General features: G+C 70.8%; 15 protein-coding genes. 8 read left to right on the top strand and 7 right to left on the bottom strand.

Annotated features, from left to right (window positions below; translation table 11 throughout):
• Positions 1–3: 3 nt before the first annotated feature.
• Entirely contained in the window at positions 4–477 is a 474-nt protein-coding gene (locus D3A59_RS07530; RefSeq protein WP_157991444.1) for a GAF domain-containing protein, read from the bottom strand.
• Positions 478–784: 307 nt separating this feature from the next.
• On the opposite strand from D3A59_RS07530, the gene opgC reads away from it, so the two are divergent.
• The gene (opgC, locus tag D3A59_RS07525) at positions 785–2,023 is read left to right on the top strand and encodes an OpgC domain-containing protein (protein WP_119154295.1); all 1,239 of its coding nucleotides are present in this window, start codon (positions 785–787) and stop codon (positions 2,021–2,023) included.
• Between the two features lie 69 nt (positions 2,024–2,092).
• Complete coding sequence (gene galU / locus D3A59_RS07520) at positions 2,093–2,974, top strand: UTP--glucose-1-phosphate uridylyltransferase GalU (RefSeq protein ID WP_119154294.1); 882 nt, start codon at positions 2,093–2,095, stop codon at positions 2,972–2,974.
• A gap of 24 nt (positions 2,975–2,998) precedes the next feature.
• Here the strand turns inward: galU and D3A59_RS07515 are convergent, their stop codons facing one another.
• Positions 2,999–4,657, bottom strand: coding sequence for a tannase/feruloyl esterase family alpha/beta hydrolase (locus D3A59_RS07515; RefSeq protein WP_119154293.1), 1,659 nt, complete (start codon positions 4,655–4,657; stop codon positions 2,999–3,001).
• A gap of 211 nt (positions 4,658–4,868) precedes the next feature.
• Here D3A59_RS07515 and D3A59_RS07510 point away from each other — a divergent pair, with 211 nt between their 5' ends.
• The 3 genes from D3A59_RS07510 (at position 4,869) to D3A59_RS07500 (ending at position 8,547) form a co-directional block, all read left to right on the top strand.
• Positions 4,869–6,581: a putative bifunctional diguanylate cyclase/phosphodiesterase gene (locus D3A59_RS07510; protein ID WP_119154292.1), complete on the top strand. Its 1,713-nt coding sequence runs from the start codon at positions 4,869–4,871 to the stop codon at positions 6,579–6,581.
• Positions 6,578–7,999, top strand: a complete 1,422-nt coding sequence (locus tag D3A59_RS07505) for an HDOD domain-containing protein (protein WP_119154291.1) — start codon at positions 6,578–6,580, stop codon at positions 7,997–7,999. The genes D3A59_RS07510 and D3A59_RS07505 overlap by 4 nt, the downstream gene beginning before the upstream one ends.
• A 128-nt stretch (positions 8,000–8,127) precedes the next feature.
• Positions 8,128–8,547: an Lrp/AsnC family transcriptional regulator gene (locus D3A59_RS07500; protein WP_119154290.1), complete on the top strand. Its 420-nt coding sequence runs from the start codon at positions 8,128–8,130 to the stop codon at positions 8,545–8,547.
• A 79-nt stretch (positions 8,548–8,626) separates the two neighbouring features.
• Here D3A59_RS07500 and D3A59_RS07495 read toward each other — a convergent pair whose 3' ends face one another.
• Positions 8,627–9,721, bottom strand: coding sequence for an ornithine cyclodeaminase (locus D3A59_RS07495; protein WP_119154289.1), 1,095 nt, complete (start codon positions 9,719–9,721; stop codon positions 8,627–8,629).
• 424 nt (positions 9,722–10,145) lie between these two features.
• On the opposite strand from D3A59_RS07495, the gene D3A59_RS07490 reads away from it, so the two are divergent.
• The gene (locus D3A59_RS07490; protein ID WP_119154288.1) at positions 10,146–10,397 is read left to right on the top strand and encodes a hypothetical protein; all 252 of its coding nucleotides are present in this window, start codon (positions 10,146–10,148) and stop codon (positions 10,395–10,397) included.
• 302 nt (positions 10,398–10,699) lie between these two features.
• On the opposite strand, the gene D3A59_RS07485 is transcribed toward D3A59_RS07490, so the two are convergent.
• Together D3A59_RS07485 and D3A59_RS25925 are read right to left on the bottom strand one after the other, a co-directional pair.
• Positions 10,700–11,647 (bottom strand): homocysteine S-methyltransferase family protein, encoded by a 948-nt coding sequence (locus tag D3A59_RS07485; protein ID WP_119154287.1) that lies wholly within the window; start codon positions 11,645–11,647, stop codon positions 10,700–10,702.
• 331 nt (positions 11,648–11,978) lie between these two features.
• The gene (locus tag D3A59_RS25925) at positions 11,979–12,368 is read right to left on the bottom strand and encodes a hypothetical protein (RefSeq protein ID WP_205665135.1); all 390 of its coding nucleotides are present in this window, start codon (positions 12,366–12,368) and stop codon (positions 11,979–11,981) included.
• 438 nt (positions 12,369–12,806) lie between these two features.
• Here D3A59_RS25925 and D3A59_RS07470 point away from each other — a divergent pair, with 438 nt between their 5' ends.
• Positions 12,807–13,061 carry a hypothetical protein gene (locus tag D3A59_RS07470; protein ID WP_119154286.1) on the top strand — a complete coding sequence of 85 codons (255 nt, stop codon included), beginning with the start codon at positions 12,807–12,809 and terminating at the stop codon, positions 13,059–13,061.
• A 380-nt stretch (positions 13,062–13,441) separates the two neighbouring features.
• Positions 13,442–13,645, top strand: a complete 204-nt coding sequence (locus tag D3A59_RS07465) for a hypothetical protein (RefSeq protein WP_157991443.1) — start codon at positions 13,442–13,444, stop codon at positions 13,643–13,645.
• A 52-nt stretch (positions 13,646–13,697) separates the two neighbouring features.
• On the opposite strand, the gene D3A59_RS07460 is transcribed toward D3A59_RS07465, so the two are convergent.
• Together D3A59_RS07460 and D3A59_RS07455 are read right to left on the bottom strand one after the other, a co-directional pair.
• Positions 13,698–13,901, bottom strand: coding sequence for a hypothetical protein (locus D3A59_RS07460; RefSeq protein ID WP_157991442.1), 204 nt, complete (start codon positions 13,899–13,901; stop codon positions 13,698–13,700).
• The gene (locus tag D3A59_RS07455) at positions 13,883–14,485 is read right to left on the bottom strand and encodes a transglutaminase-like cysteine peptidase (RefSeq protein WP_119154283.1); all 603 of its coding nucleotides are present in this window, start codon (positions 14,483–14,485) and stop codon (positions 13,883–13,885) included. The genes D3A59_RS07460 and D3A59_RS07455 overlap by 19 nt, the downstream gene beginning before the upstream one ends.
• Positions 14,486–14,490: the final 5 nt, after the last annotated feature.

Raw genomic sequence — 14,490 nt, 5'->3', positions numbered from 1 at the left:
TCATCAAGCTTCGTGCCCGGGATGCGGCCGGCGCTGCTGCAGCAGGCGCACGATGCGCTTGGCAAGCAGTCGCAGCGTCTGGACCTGCCAGTCGTGGAGCTCGCGCGGGCGGGTGTCCATCACACACAGCGTTCCCATCGGCAGCCCGCTGTCCAGCACGATCGGGGCGCCTGCATAGAAGCGGATGTGCGGCGGCCCGACGACCAGCGGGTTCTCGGCGAAGCGCTCGTCCTTCAGCGCGTCCGGCACCAGCATCACCTCGTCCGGCGTCAGGATCGCGTGCGGGCAGAAGGCCTCTGCGCGACCCGTCTCGCAGACGTCCATCCCAATGCGGGACTTGAACCACTGCCGATCCTTGTCGAGCAGGGAGACGAGCGCGATCGGCGTATCGCAGACCTCCGAGGCGAGGCGCGTGAACTGGTCGTAGTCGTCCTCGGGCAGCGTGTCGAGGATCGCCAAACCTACCAACTCGGCCAAGCGATCTTCTTCTTGCGGATGGGGTGAGGCAGGGCGATACATTCTTTACCTCAGTATACGTACCGGGCAACCGGGGGGTGAAGGGCATGGCAATGACCTTCGATCCTTTCACGGTACTCGACCGTCCGTCGTCCCGGCGTGACACTGCATCACTCGAGGAGCCAGGGGCGTCAAGGCTGGAGGGCACGAAACGTGCCTTCATGAACCGGGAACTGCGTGGCTGCCCGAAACCCCAGGGGCGGCGGGCGCGCTGGCGAACCCAGCTCGTCCGCTCTCCAGTGTGCTCTTCCATGGAAAACCAAGGCGCATGAGTTCCCGCTCCATCGAGAAGATTCTCCCTCTTTCCGCGGTTGCCGGCTGGCGCTACGCCGAGCCCGGTAACCGCGACCAGCGCCTCGACTTCATGCGCGGCTTCGTGTTCCTGATGCTGTTCACGACGCACTTCAAGGGGCCCACCTGGATGGTCCTGGTCGGCTGGGAGCGCTTCGGCGTGGTGTCCTCGGCGGAGACCTTCATCATCCTCGCCGGCGTGGTCACCGGCGTGGTCTACGGCAGCAAGATGCGCTCGGAGGGGCTGGAGGCCTGCACCCAGCGGCTGTGGCAGCGCGCCTGGGAGCTCTACAAGATCGCGCTGCTGGTGGCGGGCTCGATCGCGCTGCTGCGGCTGGTGCCGGGGCTGGAGACCGGGGCGCTGACGAGCTTCACCGACCTGGGCAGCGGCACCGTGTATCCGCTCTATCCGCCGCCCGAGGCGGGGATCCTGCGGGCGCTGACCCAGGTCGCGCTGCTGAAGGCGGGGCCGCACCAGTTCCAGATCGTGGGCCTGTACGTGGTGCTGTTCCTGTCCACGCCCGCGATCTTCTGGGCCATCGGCAAGGGGCAGCTGAAGAAGGTGCTGGCCCTGAGCTGGCTGCTCTACTTCATCATCCTGGCCGAGCCGGCGCCGGCACCTGGCGAGGTGTCGCTGCGGCTGACCGGGGCGCAGTTCGAGTACGCCTTCCCGCTGCTCGCGTGGCAGCTGCCCTTCGTGCATGGCATCGCCTTCGGCATCCACAAGAAGCAGATCACCGAGTTCTTCCGGCAGCGGCTGCTGCTCAAGCGGGTGCTGGTAGCCGCCTGCGTGCTGCTCTCGCTCGGGTTTGCCCTCTTCTCGATCAACCATCCGCTCGAAAACATGCCGCACTGGGCCCGGTTGAACTGGATTCCTCCGGACACCTTCGGCTCGTGGTACCAGGCCTATTTCATGAAGAACATGCTGGGGATCGGCCGGCTCTTCAACAACCTCGTGCTGCTCGTCGCCTCGCATGCGCTGCTGACCGTCGCGTGGGTGCCGATCAAGCGCCTGCTCGGCTGGCTGTTCGTGCCGCTCGGCGCGGAGACGATGTACGTCTTCATCATGCACGTCTACCTGATCCTGCTGGTCATCAACACGCCGCTGCCGGCGCTCAACGACATCTGGGTCAACACCGCCGTGCAGGTCGGCGCGCTGCTCGCATGTTGGGCGATGGTGAGGACGCGCTTCCTGTTCCGCTGGATTCCGCATTGACGAGGGGCGGGGCGGCCCGACGGGATCCGCCGCCCCCCGTATTACGACGACCCGAAAAGGAGCAACACGATGAAACCCATCACCAAGGCCCTCTTCCCGGTGGCGGGACTGGGGACGCGATTCCTGCCGGCCACCAAGGCGCAGCCGAAGGAGATGCTTCCCGTCGTCGACAAGCCGCTGATCCAGTACGCGATCGAGGAGGCCTACGAGGCCGGCATCCGCGAGATGATCTTCGTCACCGGCCGCACCAAGCGGGCGATCGAGGACCACTTCGACATGGCCTACGAGCTCGAGACCGAGCTCGCCGCCGCGAACAAGCACGAGTTGCTGCGCGTCGTGCAGTCGATCAAGCCCGATGACCTGGAGTGCGTGTTCATCCGCCAGCCCAAGATGCTCGGCCTCGGCCACGCGGTGCTGTGCGGCTCGCTGCTGATCAACGGCGAGCCCTTCGCGGTGCTGCTGGCCGACGACCTGATGGTGGGCGAGAAGCCGATCATGCGGCAGATGGTCGAGCAGTACGCCGAGTGGCGCGCGTCGATCATCGCGGTGCAGGAGGTGCCGCCCGAGCAGACGCGGCGCTACGGCATCGTCGCCGGCACGCCGGTCCGTGACCGGCTGGTGGACGTGTCGCGGATCGTCGAGAAGCCGGCGCCGGAGGACGCGCCCTCGAACCTCGGCGTCGCCGGCCGCTACATCCTCACGCCGGGCGTGCTCGACGAGATCCGCAACCTGCCCCGGGGCGTGGGCGGCGAGATCCAGCTCACCGACGGCATCGCCGGCCTGCTGCGCCGCGAGAAGGTGTTCGCCTACCGCTACGAGGGCAGGCGCTACGACTGCGGCAGCAAGGAAGGCTTCCTGCAGGCCTCGGTCGAGCTCGCGCTCGAGCATCCGCAGATCGGCCCGGGCTTCCGCGACTATCTCGCGTCGCTGCGGGAGTCCGGCCGCGTCTGAGCGCAGCCGGGCCGGCGCCACGGCTCAGCGCCGGGTGCAGGCGAAGCTCGACGCCTCGTCGGGGCTGCCCGCTCCGCGGTAGGCCGGGAAGGCGGGGTAGAGGCACATCGGGCGCTTGCGCCCCTGCGTCGCCGCGGCGATGTCGATGGCCTCGAGCGTTCCCGGCGCCTCGCCGCGCTCGACCCAGCGGTCGAGCGCGCCCAGCGCGTCCCAGAAGGGCACGAAGCGGCCGCCCCCGTGCCCGAAGCCCGGCACCGTGTAGAAGCGGATGAAGCGATCCGTCTCCGCCTGTCCGCGCAGCCGCACCTGGGTCTGGTAGTAGTCGATCGTCTGGTCCGGGCTGATCACCTCGTCGGCGAGCCCGTGCATCAGGATCAGCTTGCCGCCGCGCGCGGCGAACTCGCGCAGGTCGGGGTTGGTCGCCCCGACCACGCCGGAGAGCTCGACGATGCGCTGCTGCAGCGCGCCCGGGTTCTCGACGTCGAAGGCGAGGGTGTCGAAGTCCGGGTCGCGGCTCACGAAGTACTTCATGTAGGCGTCGCCCTGCGCGAACAGGTAGCCGTTGGCCTGCACGCCCGGCATCGTGCCGACGGTGGGCGACTCGCCCAGCCCGAGCGGCCCGGAGAAATCGGTCCCCTCGAGGATGTTGTAGCCCGGGTAGCCCTGCCGGCCGTGCGCCAGCGCGTAGGGCAGCGTGTAGCCCTCGTGCAGCAGCCGCACGGTCGCGATCTGCGCATCCGACAAGCAGGGGCCGTCGGCGCGGGGGCAGCGCAGCCCGGCGAGGGTGGCCTCGGCGCGGGCGCGGCACGCCGCCACGTCGCTCACGAGGCCGTCGGCCAGCCCGTCGAGTCCGTCGCACTCCCGGATCCCGGTGTCGCGCAGCAGCGCCTGCGTGGATCTTGGCAGGAAGCCGCCCGGGTTGCGGTAGCTGGCCCGGCCCACCTTCACGCCCATCAGGCGCACGCCCGTGAAGCTCAGCGAGGGGGCGACGGCGACGACGCCGTCGTAGTCCGCCGGGAAGCGCTGGATCGCGGTCAGGCCCTCGCGTCCACCGCTGGAGGCGCCGCCGAAGTAGGTGCGCCGCGGCGGCTCGCCGTAGCGGCGCCGCATCAGCTCCGTCGCCACGTCGCGCGTCTTCTTCAGGTGCTGCCAGGCGAAGTTCAGCAGCGCCTCGTCGTCGAGCGCGAACTCCGCGCTGGCCTCGTTGCCGACGTGGCCGCTGTCCGAGCCGAAGGTCGCGTACCCCAGGGCCAGCGGTTCGCGGAAGGGGGCCATGTCGATCTGCCCCGTGGCGGGGACGAGGATGCCGTTGTAGCCCTTTCCGCCCATCTGCAGGGCCTTGCCGTTCCATTGCGCCGGCAGGTTGAGCCGGAAGCGGATGTCCGGCGTGCCGGCGTCGACGGCATGGATGCGGCCCTCCACCTGACAGTACGGGCCGCCGCCGCCGGGCGAGGCAGGGACCGTCGCGGCCGACGAGACGGTCGCCCCGCGCGTCGGCAGACCGATGCGGCCGGCGTCGACCGTCGTGCCCGCCAGCGCCGTGCAGGCGGGGGACTCCGTGCTGCGCGGCCCCCCGAAACCGGCCCCGTTGCCGCCGCAGCCGGCAAGCAGCAGCGCGAGCGCGCATGCCCCGAGCGGCACGCGGGAAAGCGCCGCCCGCCCCATCACCCACTTCGCCTCCATCACCCCTCCTGCACTCGACCCGAAGACCCGGCTTCGCGGCAAGGCCCATGCCGGGCGTCGGTGCAAATCCGTCCCGGGAAATGACTTTCTGTGCAACAACGGTGCTTCTGGGTGCTTGTTTGTGGGACTGGAAATCCAAAACGCAACACAATACGCATTCTGTTGCGGGATATTTGGCGAATTGCTGCCGTCCCAGAACCAAGAACCGAGCATGGAATTTTCTCTCTCCGATGCGCGCTCCGACGTCACGCTGGCCGCCCAGCGACTGTTCATCGAGCGGGCCTGCGACTTCGCCTTGTCGGTGGACCCGGACGGGAGGGTGAACCACGTCAACGCCGGCGTGCCGCGCCTGCTGGCGATGCTGGCGGACGACCTGCTCGGCAGGGAGCTGCTCTCGCTGGTGAGCGCGGACTGCCGGCCGGCGCTGCGCGCCGCGCTGAAGGCCGCCGACGCGGGGAGGGCGGAAGCGCGCGACCTCGACCTGGTGTCGAGCATCGGCAGCCCGGTGCCGATCCGCGCGAAGGTGTTCCGCGATCCGGCGACCGACCAGGTGTGGGTGGTCGGCTACGACCTGTCGGAGATGCGCAAGGTCGAGCGCGACCTGCGCACCGTGGCGGCGCACGACCCGCTCACGGGCCTGCCGAACAAGTCGCTGCTGCACGACCGCATCGAGCGCCACATCGCGCTGGCCAAGCGCCAGAAGGGCTGCTTCGCGGTGCTGATGATGGACCTCGACGGCTTCAAGAAGGTCAACGACGCGCTCGGCCACCTCGCCGGCGACACGCTGCTGAAGGTCGTGGGCACGCGCGTGCGCGACACGCTGCGCGACGTGGACACGATCAGCCGCACCGGCGGTGACGAGTTCGTGCTGGTGCTCGACGGCGTGCAGGACCACGCGGTGGTGCAGCAGGTCTGCGAGCGGGTGCTGGAGGCGGTGCGCAAGCCGATCGTCGTCCAGGGCCAGGAGGTCTACGTCAGCGCGAGCATCGGGGTGGCCTGCTATCCGGAGCAGGGCAACACGGTGCTCGAGCTCATCCAGCACGCCGACATGGCGATGTACCGCGCCAAGCAGCTCGGCAAGAACCGGTTCTCGCACTTCGAGCAGGAGCTGGTCAGCGCCAGCTCCGCCCAGGTCTCGATCGAGGCCTCGATGCATGCCGCGGTGCGCAGCGGCGAGTTCCTGGTGCAGTACCAGCCGCTGGTGGACGCCGCCGGCACCGTGCGGGGCTGCGAGGCGCTGATGCGCTGGCGCAAGCCGGACGGCAGCTTCGTGCCGCCGGCGGAGTTCATCCCGGTGGCGGAGAACAACGGGCTGATCACGCTGCTCGGCGACTACGTGCTGCGCGCCGCCGCGATGCAGCTCAAGCGCTTCGACGAGGCGGGGATCGGCGGCCTCTACATGAGCGTCAACGTCAGCCCGCGCCAGCTGCGCCACCCCGACTTCGAGAAGAACCTGCGCAAGGTGCTGTCGGTGACCGGCATCGAGCCGGGCCGGCTGGTGCTCGAGATCACCGAGACGATGCTGATGAACGACCAGGGCAAGACCCAGGCGCTGCTGCGGCAGATATCCTCGCTAGGCGTGCGCTGCGCCATCGACGACTTCGGCACCGGCTACTCCTGCCTCGCCTACCTCAAGTCCTACCCGATCAGCGCGCTGAAGGTCGACCGCTCCTTCACGCAGGACGTCGAGCACGACGACGTGTCCCGCTACCTCGTCAAGGCCGTCATCGACCTCGCCCAGGCGCTCGGCCTGGAGACCGTCGCCGAAGGCGTCGAGACCGAGGGGCAGGCGCGGCTGCTCGCGCAGATGGGGGTCGACCACCTGCAGGGCTACCTCTACGGGCGCCCGGTGGACCCGCTGCAGTTCATCGAGAAATTCCGCTGCGGGCGGGTGCCCGCAGCCTCCGGATCCCGAACCTCATGACTTCGACTGCCACCCTGTCACGCCTGATGGACGAGATGTCGCGGCGCGGCGACTTCCCCGCCATCTCGTCCACGCTGGCGCGCATCCAGAGCCTGCTGAACGACGAGGAGCGCACCGACGCGCGCCTGGTGGACGCGGTGCTGGGCGACTTCGCGCTCACGCAGAAGGTGCTGCGCCTGGCGAACTCGGCGATGTACTCGGCCTTCGGCGGCGCGGTCTCGACGGTGTCCAAGGCGGTCTACATCCTCGGCACCGAGACGGTGGGCCACCTCGCGATGGGGCTCAAGCTCATCGACAACCTCGGCCAGGCCGCGAAGTCGGCGAGCGCGAGCCGCGAGCTCTCCAAGGCGGTGATCGCCGGCGTCGTCGCGCGCCGCATCGGCGGCGTGGCTTCCGGACGCGAGGCGGAGATCGTCACCATCGCCACGCTGCTGCGCAGCCTCGGGCGGCTGCTGGTCTGCGTCTACCTGCCGCAGCGCTTCGCAGCGGTGCAGGCGCGCCGGCCGGATCCGGATTCCGAGGAGGCCGTCTCCGCCGAGGTGCTGGGGATGAGCTACTCGCAGCTGGCGTGCAGCGTCTGCCGGCACTGGGCGCTGCCGCGGGAGCTGGCCATGCATGTCGCCGAACCCCTCGGCACGGAGGACGCGCACCAGTCCTGGGTGCATTCGGTGGCCGGGTACTCGCTGCGCTACGTCGACGCCGTGTCGCGCGAGGCGGCGCCGGCCGAGATCGAGGCGCTCGCCGCGCGCTACGCCGAGCCGGTGGGCTTGCCGGCCGAGCGCCTGAGGGCCGTCTCGGACGAGGCGATCCGCATCGCGCAGGTCGACGAGGCGCAGGCCGCCGCGGCCCTCGCGATCCGGCCGGCGGGCGCGGCCGGCGCGGACAGCGCCTCGGCACCGGTCCCGCTGCGCACCACGCTGCAGAAGCTGGCCGCCGGGCTGAGCGAGGTGCAGGGCATGGAGGGCGCGCTGAGCGGCCCGAGGCTGCGCGCGATGACCCTGGAGGTCCTGCTGGAGGCGCTCGACGCCAACCGGGTGCTGTTCTTCCAGCGGCGTCCGACGCGCAAGTGCTACGAGCTGGCACTGGGCATGGGGCTGGACGTGGAGCCGCACATGCGCAGGATGCAGTTCGAGGAGGCGTTCTCGCCCAACGTGTTCCACATCGCGCTGGCGCAGGGCAGCGCGGTCCACCTCGCCGACACGACCGAGCCCAACATCGCCCGCCGCATCCCGGCGTGGTTCGCGCAGGCCTTCCCGGCCGCGAAGTCGCTGCTGCTGCTGCCGCTCGGCCCGGCGCGCCAGCCCGTCGGCCTGCTGTGCCTCGACTGGGGCGCGGCGGGACGCGCCGAGCCGCTGAAGGAGGAAGAGTTCCGCTACGTGGAGCGCATCAAGGCGCTGATCGAGAAGTCGCTCGGGTAGGGCCCGCCGTCCCGCGCGGCACCGGCGGGGGCCCCGCCGGTGCCGTCGCCCCATGCGGTCTATCATCGCCTCGGCGGCCGCGGCCCGGCGCCACGGCCGAACTCCGACCCCGGGGGCCCCGCACGACGATGGACAGCACCGACCGACGACTCATCTCGCTGCTGCGCAAGGACGCGCGCATGAGTGTTGCCACCTTGGCGGGCAAGCTCGGCGTGTCGCGCGCCACCGTCTCCAACCGGCTGCGCAAGCTCGAGGACGAGCAGGTCATCGTCGGCTACACGGTGCGGCTGCGGCCCGATGCCGAGCCCGAACGCATCCGCGCCTGGATGGGCGTGCTGGTGGAGGGCAACCAGACCCGCGAGGTCGTCGCCGGCCTGCTCGGCGAGCCGGCCGTGCAGGCGCTGCACGACACCAACGGCCGCTGGGACCTGCTGGCCGAGCTGAGCGTCGAGTCGATGGCCGAGCTCTCTGACGTGCTCGAGCGCGTGCGCCTGCTCAAGGGCATCCGCCACACCGAGACGAGCATCCTGCTCGCAAGCTTCCGCTGAAGCCGCGCCGCGGCATCCGGCCGCCTGCGGCAGCGCAGGCGCCGCAGGCCCCGCCGCCCGGGCCGGGCCCGCGTCCGGTTCAGGCGGCGAGGCCGGCGGGCGCGGCCTCCGCGGCCCTTGCCGCCACCGGGGCCGGCGGGCGCAGCAGCCCGAACAGGTCCTTCGGGTCCTCGGCCTGCGGGATCAGCTCGATCGCCTCCCCGAGGCCGAGCTCGGCCGCGGCGTCGCGCATGAAGCACAGCGCCGAGTAGTCCTCCAGCGCGAAGCCCACCGAGTCGAACACCGTGACCTGCGAGGCGTCGGCGCGGCCGGGATGCAGGCCCGCGAGCACCCGCCACAGCTCGGTGACGGGGAAGTCCCCCGGCATCTGCTGGATGTCGCCCTCGATGCGGGTCTGCGGCTCGAACTCGACGAACACGGCGCTGCGCGACAGCACGCCGGCATGCAACTCGGTCTTGCCGGGGCAGTCGCCGCCGACCGCGTTGACGTGCATGCCGGGCTCGATCATCTCCGGTACGAGGATCGTCGCGTTGGTCTTGTCCGCCGTCACGGTGGTGACGATGTCGGCGCCGTGCACCGCCTCCGCGGTGCTGCGGCACACGCGCAGCCGCAGGCCCTCGCCCGCGAGGTTGGCGGCGAGCTTGGCGCTCGCCGCCGCGTCGGTGTCGTGCAGGCGCAGCTCGCGGATGCCGAGCAGGTTGCGGAAGGCGAGCGCCTGGAACTCGCTCTGCGCGCCGTTGCCGATCAGCGCCATGCTGCGGCTGCCCGGGCGGGCCAGCGCGCGCGCGGCCAGCGCCGACATCGCGGCGGTGCGGATCGCGGTGGTCAGCGTCAGCTCCCCCAGGAAGCGCGGCGCGCCGGTGGCGACGTCGGCGAGCACGCCGAAGGCCATCACGGTCGGCAGCCCCTCGCGGGTGTTCCGCGGGTGGCCGTTGACGTACTTGAAGGCGAAGTCGCGCCCGTCGGCGATCGGCATCAGCTCGATCACGCCGTCGCGCGAGTGGCAGGCCACGCGGGCACTCTTGTCGAACTCGCTCCAGCGCAGGAAGTCGCGGCGGATGCGCTCGGCCACGCCGGCGATGCAGGCGGAGAGGCCCTTGCGCTGCACGAGGCGGATCATGTCGCGGGCGCCGAGGTAGAGGGTGCCGGGGAGGCGGCGGTTCTGGTTCTTCATGGGCGGGGTCGTTAGGGTGGCTGGGAATGCCTCCCAGTCTGCGCAAGCCCACCGCCAAGCTGAAGTGACAGGAATGTCGCGTTTTGCGCAGGGAATTGGCAGAACGTCAGGCTTGGCTGGCGGAATGCTCGATTCCCGCAGGAGCGGCCCCGGGTGGACGCACGCAGGGCTTGCGGCCGCATCCCGGGGGGCCGGCCTTGAGCGGGAGCCGCAAGGGCGAGCGCCAGGCAGGCGCGTGCAAATCCCGGAGGCCTGCCGCGAAATTTCACGGCCGGGCTGCCGGCGGCACGGCACCTCTTGCCGGGCGGCGGGGCCCGCGGGCGGGTCCGACGCGGCGGGTGGAGGCGCGAACCTTGCTTTCGGGCGGGGGCGGGGGGACCCGGCAGCGCCTGCGAGCCGGGTCCCCCTTCGGAAGGAGTCGGTGATGCGGATGCTCGATTGGGGCCTGGTGGGAGTGGCCGTCCTGCTGTTCGGAATGACGGAGGTGCAGGGCGAGAACAAGTTCGGGGCGGCCGTCCTCGGGCTGACGCAGCCGGAGGAACCGCTGCGGTCCTCCGCGGCCGGTCCGGCGGCTTTTCCCCCGGCGGCCGGCTTGTCGATGCGTCCGGCCAAGGCGTACCGGCCCGTGGAACGGGGTCGCGAGGGCCGCTCGCCGCAAGAGGAGCGCAGGCGCTAGAGGCAGTCGGTGCCCGGCCGAGGGGCGGCACACCGGATTCGACAGGGCGGGCTTGCTTGGCCCGAGGGCAGGCGAACGGCCGCCGTCTTCAGGCGACGCGAGTCCTCGTTCGGCTTCCTGCCGCGCACGCTGCATCGACTCGGACCCGGCGAGAGCGCCGCGGCCGTTCCTCGACGCAGCCGACGCAGCGCCACCTCGCTCGCCGGCACGCCATCGGCCGGCTCGCTCCCGGCACGTGCGTGGATTGCACGAGAAGGAGCAAGGGGTGGGGGGCGCGCGACCGAAACGCGGTCCTGCCGTCCTCACCCGCGCGTGAGCGCCTTGCATATGGCGTCCACATGTCTCTGGTCGGTGCCGCAGCAGCCACCGACCACGCTCAGGAAGGGCAGCATCCGCTGCAAGTCCGCATACTGGCTGCCGAGTTCCCGCGGATCCCCGGCGTCGAGAGCGCTGGCCTCGTCGAGTTCCTTGTGGCTCTTGCGCGAGGCATTGGCGCGCACGCCGCGCAGCCGGGAAAGCCATTCCCCGCCCTCGGCGAGGGCATCCTCCAGGTGCGTCGGGTGGGCGCAGTTGACCATGTAGTAGGCCGCAGAGCCTGTCGTCGCGTCGTCGGTCGCTTCGATCGCTTCACGCAGCGTCTGCCCGTCAGGAAGGCGCCCGTCGGTCTCGACCGTGAAGGAGAGCGCCACCGGCATCCCGAACGCCCGCGCGGCGCGCGCGATACCGGTCGCCTCGTCGACATGGTTCAACGTGAAGGCGGCCACCATGTCCGCCTCCGTCTGTGCGAAGGTTTCGATCTGCTGGCGGTGATAGCTTTCCGCCTCCGCACTGCTCATCCTGACGGAGACCGAGTAGCCGTCCCCTCTCGGGCCGATGTTGCCGCTGATGACGACCGGTTCCTTGCCGCCCGCTTCCATCTCGCCGCGCAATTCGACCAGCAGGCCGATCGCTTCCCGGTTCAATCGGTCGAGGGATTCGCGGGAGTGGCCGAGCCTGGCGCCCCAGTCGCGATTCGCCCGCCATGTCGGGCTTTCCAGAACGATTCCCATCCCGTGCCGTGCGGCGATTGCGCCGTAACTGCGGAAGTACTTGCGCAACACCGCACGCCCTTCGTCGCTGTCGAGCAGCACGAAAGCCGCGAAGGAGGGGAGTTCGATGCCTTCGTCGAAAATGAGGGTGGTCTCCAGCCCTCCGTCCGTTGCGAAGAGGCCGTCCCCCAGTTGCGGCAGTTGCCCGCGATACTTGGCCATCGCTCTTCCTCCTGCACGGGAGTGCCGCCGAAGTCCTGCGTCCCGGCTCCCGCAAAGGACGCAAGCACCCGTTCGAAGCCGGCTGCACGAAGCAGGCCGAATTCATGCTACTTCTTCGAGGCGTGTTTTCGCCTCGCCCCGACCTGGGGAAATGGTGATTCGGCAGCGACCTGTTTTCCCCGGCCCGCTCGACACAGCGGATCGGGGCGGACGATCGATTGCCGGCGCGAAGCGATCGGGAGCCGAGATCCCGCCTTCCCTGCCTGCCGCGTGCCGGGCCCTGTTCTTGTCTCCGGGCGGCTCGGCGCCGGACCTCGTGCGCAGCCTCGGTTCAGCCGCGCACTTCATGGATGCCGAGCTTGCGGTGCAGCGGGCTCTCGTCGGCGACGAAGAGGAAGGCGGGCGCATCGGCGCTGCGCTTGACGAGGCGCACCGCGGCGAAGGGCCGCGCACAGCAGGTGTCGGCCTCGTCGAGCATGAAGCCGCTCGCCGCATGCTGGAGCAGGGCGAGGCCGAACTCGCGCTCGGCTTCATCGCGCAGCTCGAGGCGGGCTTCTACCAGCAGGCGCTGTTCCGGCAGCACGACGTCTGCATGGCGCGACCACCCGCGCGTGCGCGGGGCGCTGTCGCTGGCGCAGCTCGAGGCCGAGGAACACGCGCTGGTCGGCAGCTCCGGCACCGGGCACCTGATCATCGAGCGCGAGCCGGCGCGCCAGCGCATCCGGCGCCGCGTCGCGCTGCAGATTCCCAATTTCCTCGGCGCGGCCTTCGTGCTCGAGCACACCGGGCTGCTGCTGACGATCCCGCAGCGCCTCGGCGACGTGATGCAGGGGCACGGGCGCTTCAAGGACCTACCCGGTGCCCTTCGCGCTGCCCCCCTACGCCGCCAAGCAGCACTGGCACGAGCGCTACCACCACGAGCCGGGCAAGGCCTGACTGCGCGGGGTGATCCCCGAGCTGCCGGGCGAGCCGGAGGCGCCGCTGCGGCAGGCGCAGGGCCGAGATCGGGGCGTCCCGGCGCCGGCTCGCCCCACCGGGTCGGCGCGGCCCCCCATCCCCCCGCCCTGATCAGGGCGGTTCAAGTCGGGGATTGCCCTGCGGCAGCCGGCGGCTACGCTAGTCACCCATGACACCTGCACGGCGGAGCGCCTGTGGCGCGATGGACAAGCTCAACGACATCACCGAAAAGCTCCACGACCTGCAGGGTCGGCTGGTGGCACTGGAGTGCTTCACCAGCGTGCTGCGGGACGTGAAGGCCGGCGAGGGCACGAAGCTGCTCGGCGAGGCGCTGCTCTACCGGACGGAGGAGGCGCGGGTCTCGCTGCTGAACCGTCCGGTGGCGGACCGGGTGCTGCAGGTATTCGACACGGAGGTCGAACGCCTGCTGGCGCGGCTGGACCAGGAGGTCGGCTGATTTCTCCGGGCAGGACCGCGCCGCGCGCGGTCCCTGCCGTCTCCTTCGCGGGCCGCCCCGTCCCGCTGCCGGCTCGGCCGGCCTCGCCCCCGCACCCTGAACCCCTGCTGCATGCGCAGGCGCCGCATGGCGCCGGCAGGCACGTGCGGCCCCTCGGGCACTCCCTGGTGGAAACGGGAAGGCGGTGGCTTTCCCGGACAGGCCTGCCTGCCCGGGAGCAGGCATGCACGGGAGCAGGCATGAACGGGGGATCCCCCCGGACGGGTCATCGCAGCGCCCTGGGCGCAGGCTCTCCCCGGGCATTGCCTCCGCGCCCGTGGCCGCCCTCTACCCTGAAACCGAGCGACGCTCGTGTCGCGATGGCTTGTCGGGGAGGTTCCATGGCGGAAAAGATGTTGCGCTTCCTCTTCCTGCTCGTGCCGATGGGGTGGGGCGCGTGGGCGAGCTACGAGAAGGCCGGCTGGTCGGAGGAGATCCTGCTGGGGGCGCTGGCCGGCGTGCTGGTGCTGGGCCTGGTGAGCCTGCTGCTGCTGGGGCTGCTCGGCATCATCGTGCGCTGCCTCGGCTTCTTCCATCGCCATTGAGGCAAGGCACGACCGGGCCGGGCCTGCGAGCCCGGCCCCCCGGGGCCGCGGCTCAGAGTCCTGCCGCCGGTCCCGAGGCCGCGGTCTGCGGCTGCGCGGCAGCGGCAGCCCATCCGCAGCCCGGTTCGTCGGGATGGCGGACGCAGTAGTCGAACCAGCCGATCGGGCCGAGCCGCTCCTCGCCGGCCCGGAAGGGCAGCGGCGCCGCACAGGCGGCGAGCAGGACCACGGTCATCATCAGAGCACCGCGAACCATCGTCCTGCCTCCTCGACGAGATGCCAGCGGTAGCCCTGGGCCTCGAGGTCCTGGCGGACCATCGGGAAGGGGTGGCGGGCATCGAGCACGTATTCGCCGCGATCGGTGGTGGCGATCAGCACCAGGTGGTATTCGCCGCTGGCGATCCAGGCGGTCGCGAGCCGCAGGTGGGCCGGATCGGCACCGGCCGCGAGCAGGGCCGCCCGCTTGGCCAGCGCATAGTCCTCGCAGTCCCCCGCGCCGCGCGCGATCGTCCAGTGCTCCGGGCGGCCGTACAGTTCCTCGTCGCTCACGTAGCGGGTGGCTGTGTTGACGTCCCGGTTGACCCGGTGCACCGTCGCATAGCTCAGCGCCCGCCCGCCCGTGCGCGCCTGCCGCGGCGCGTCAGCGCCGGACCCGGTGTCGAGCCGCGAAGCCGTCTTCGCGACGGCGGCGTCGAGCGGCGGCGCGGGCGAGGCCTGCGCGGTGGCGGTCAGCAGGACCGTGGACAGCAGGGCGCTGCCCAGCGTCGCGAACGCACGATAGAGAGTCGCCCCGCACCGGCTTCCCGGCGGTGCGGGGGCGGTGGAAGTGCTCCATTCCATGTCCG

Origin of the sequence: Caldimonas tepidiphila, assembly GCF_003569765.1 — a bacterium.
Classification (GTDB): Bacteria; Pseudomonadota; Gammaproteobacteria; order Burkholderiales; family Burkholderiaceae_C; genus Caldimonas; species Caldimonas tepidiphila.
This window is presented reverse-complemented; position numbering and strand designations above follow the sequence as displayed.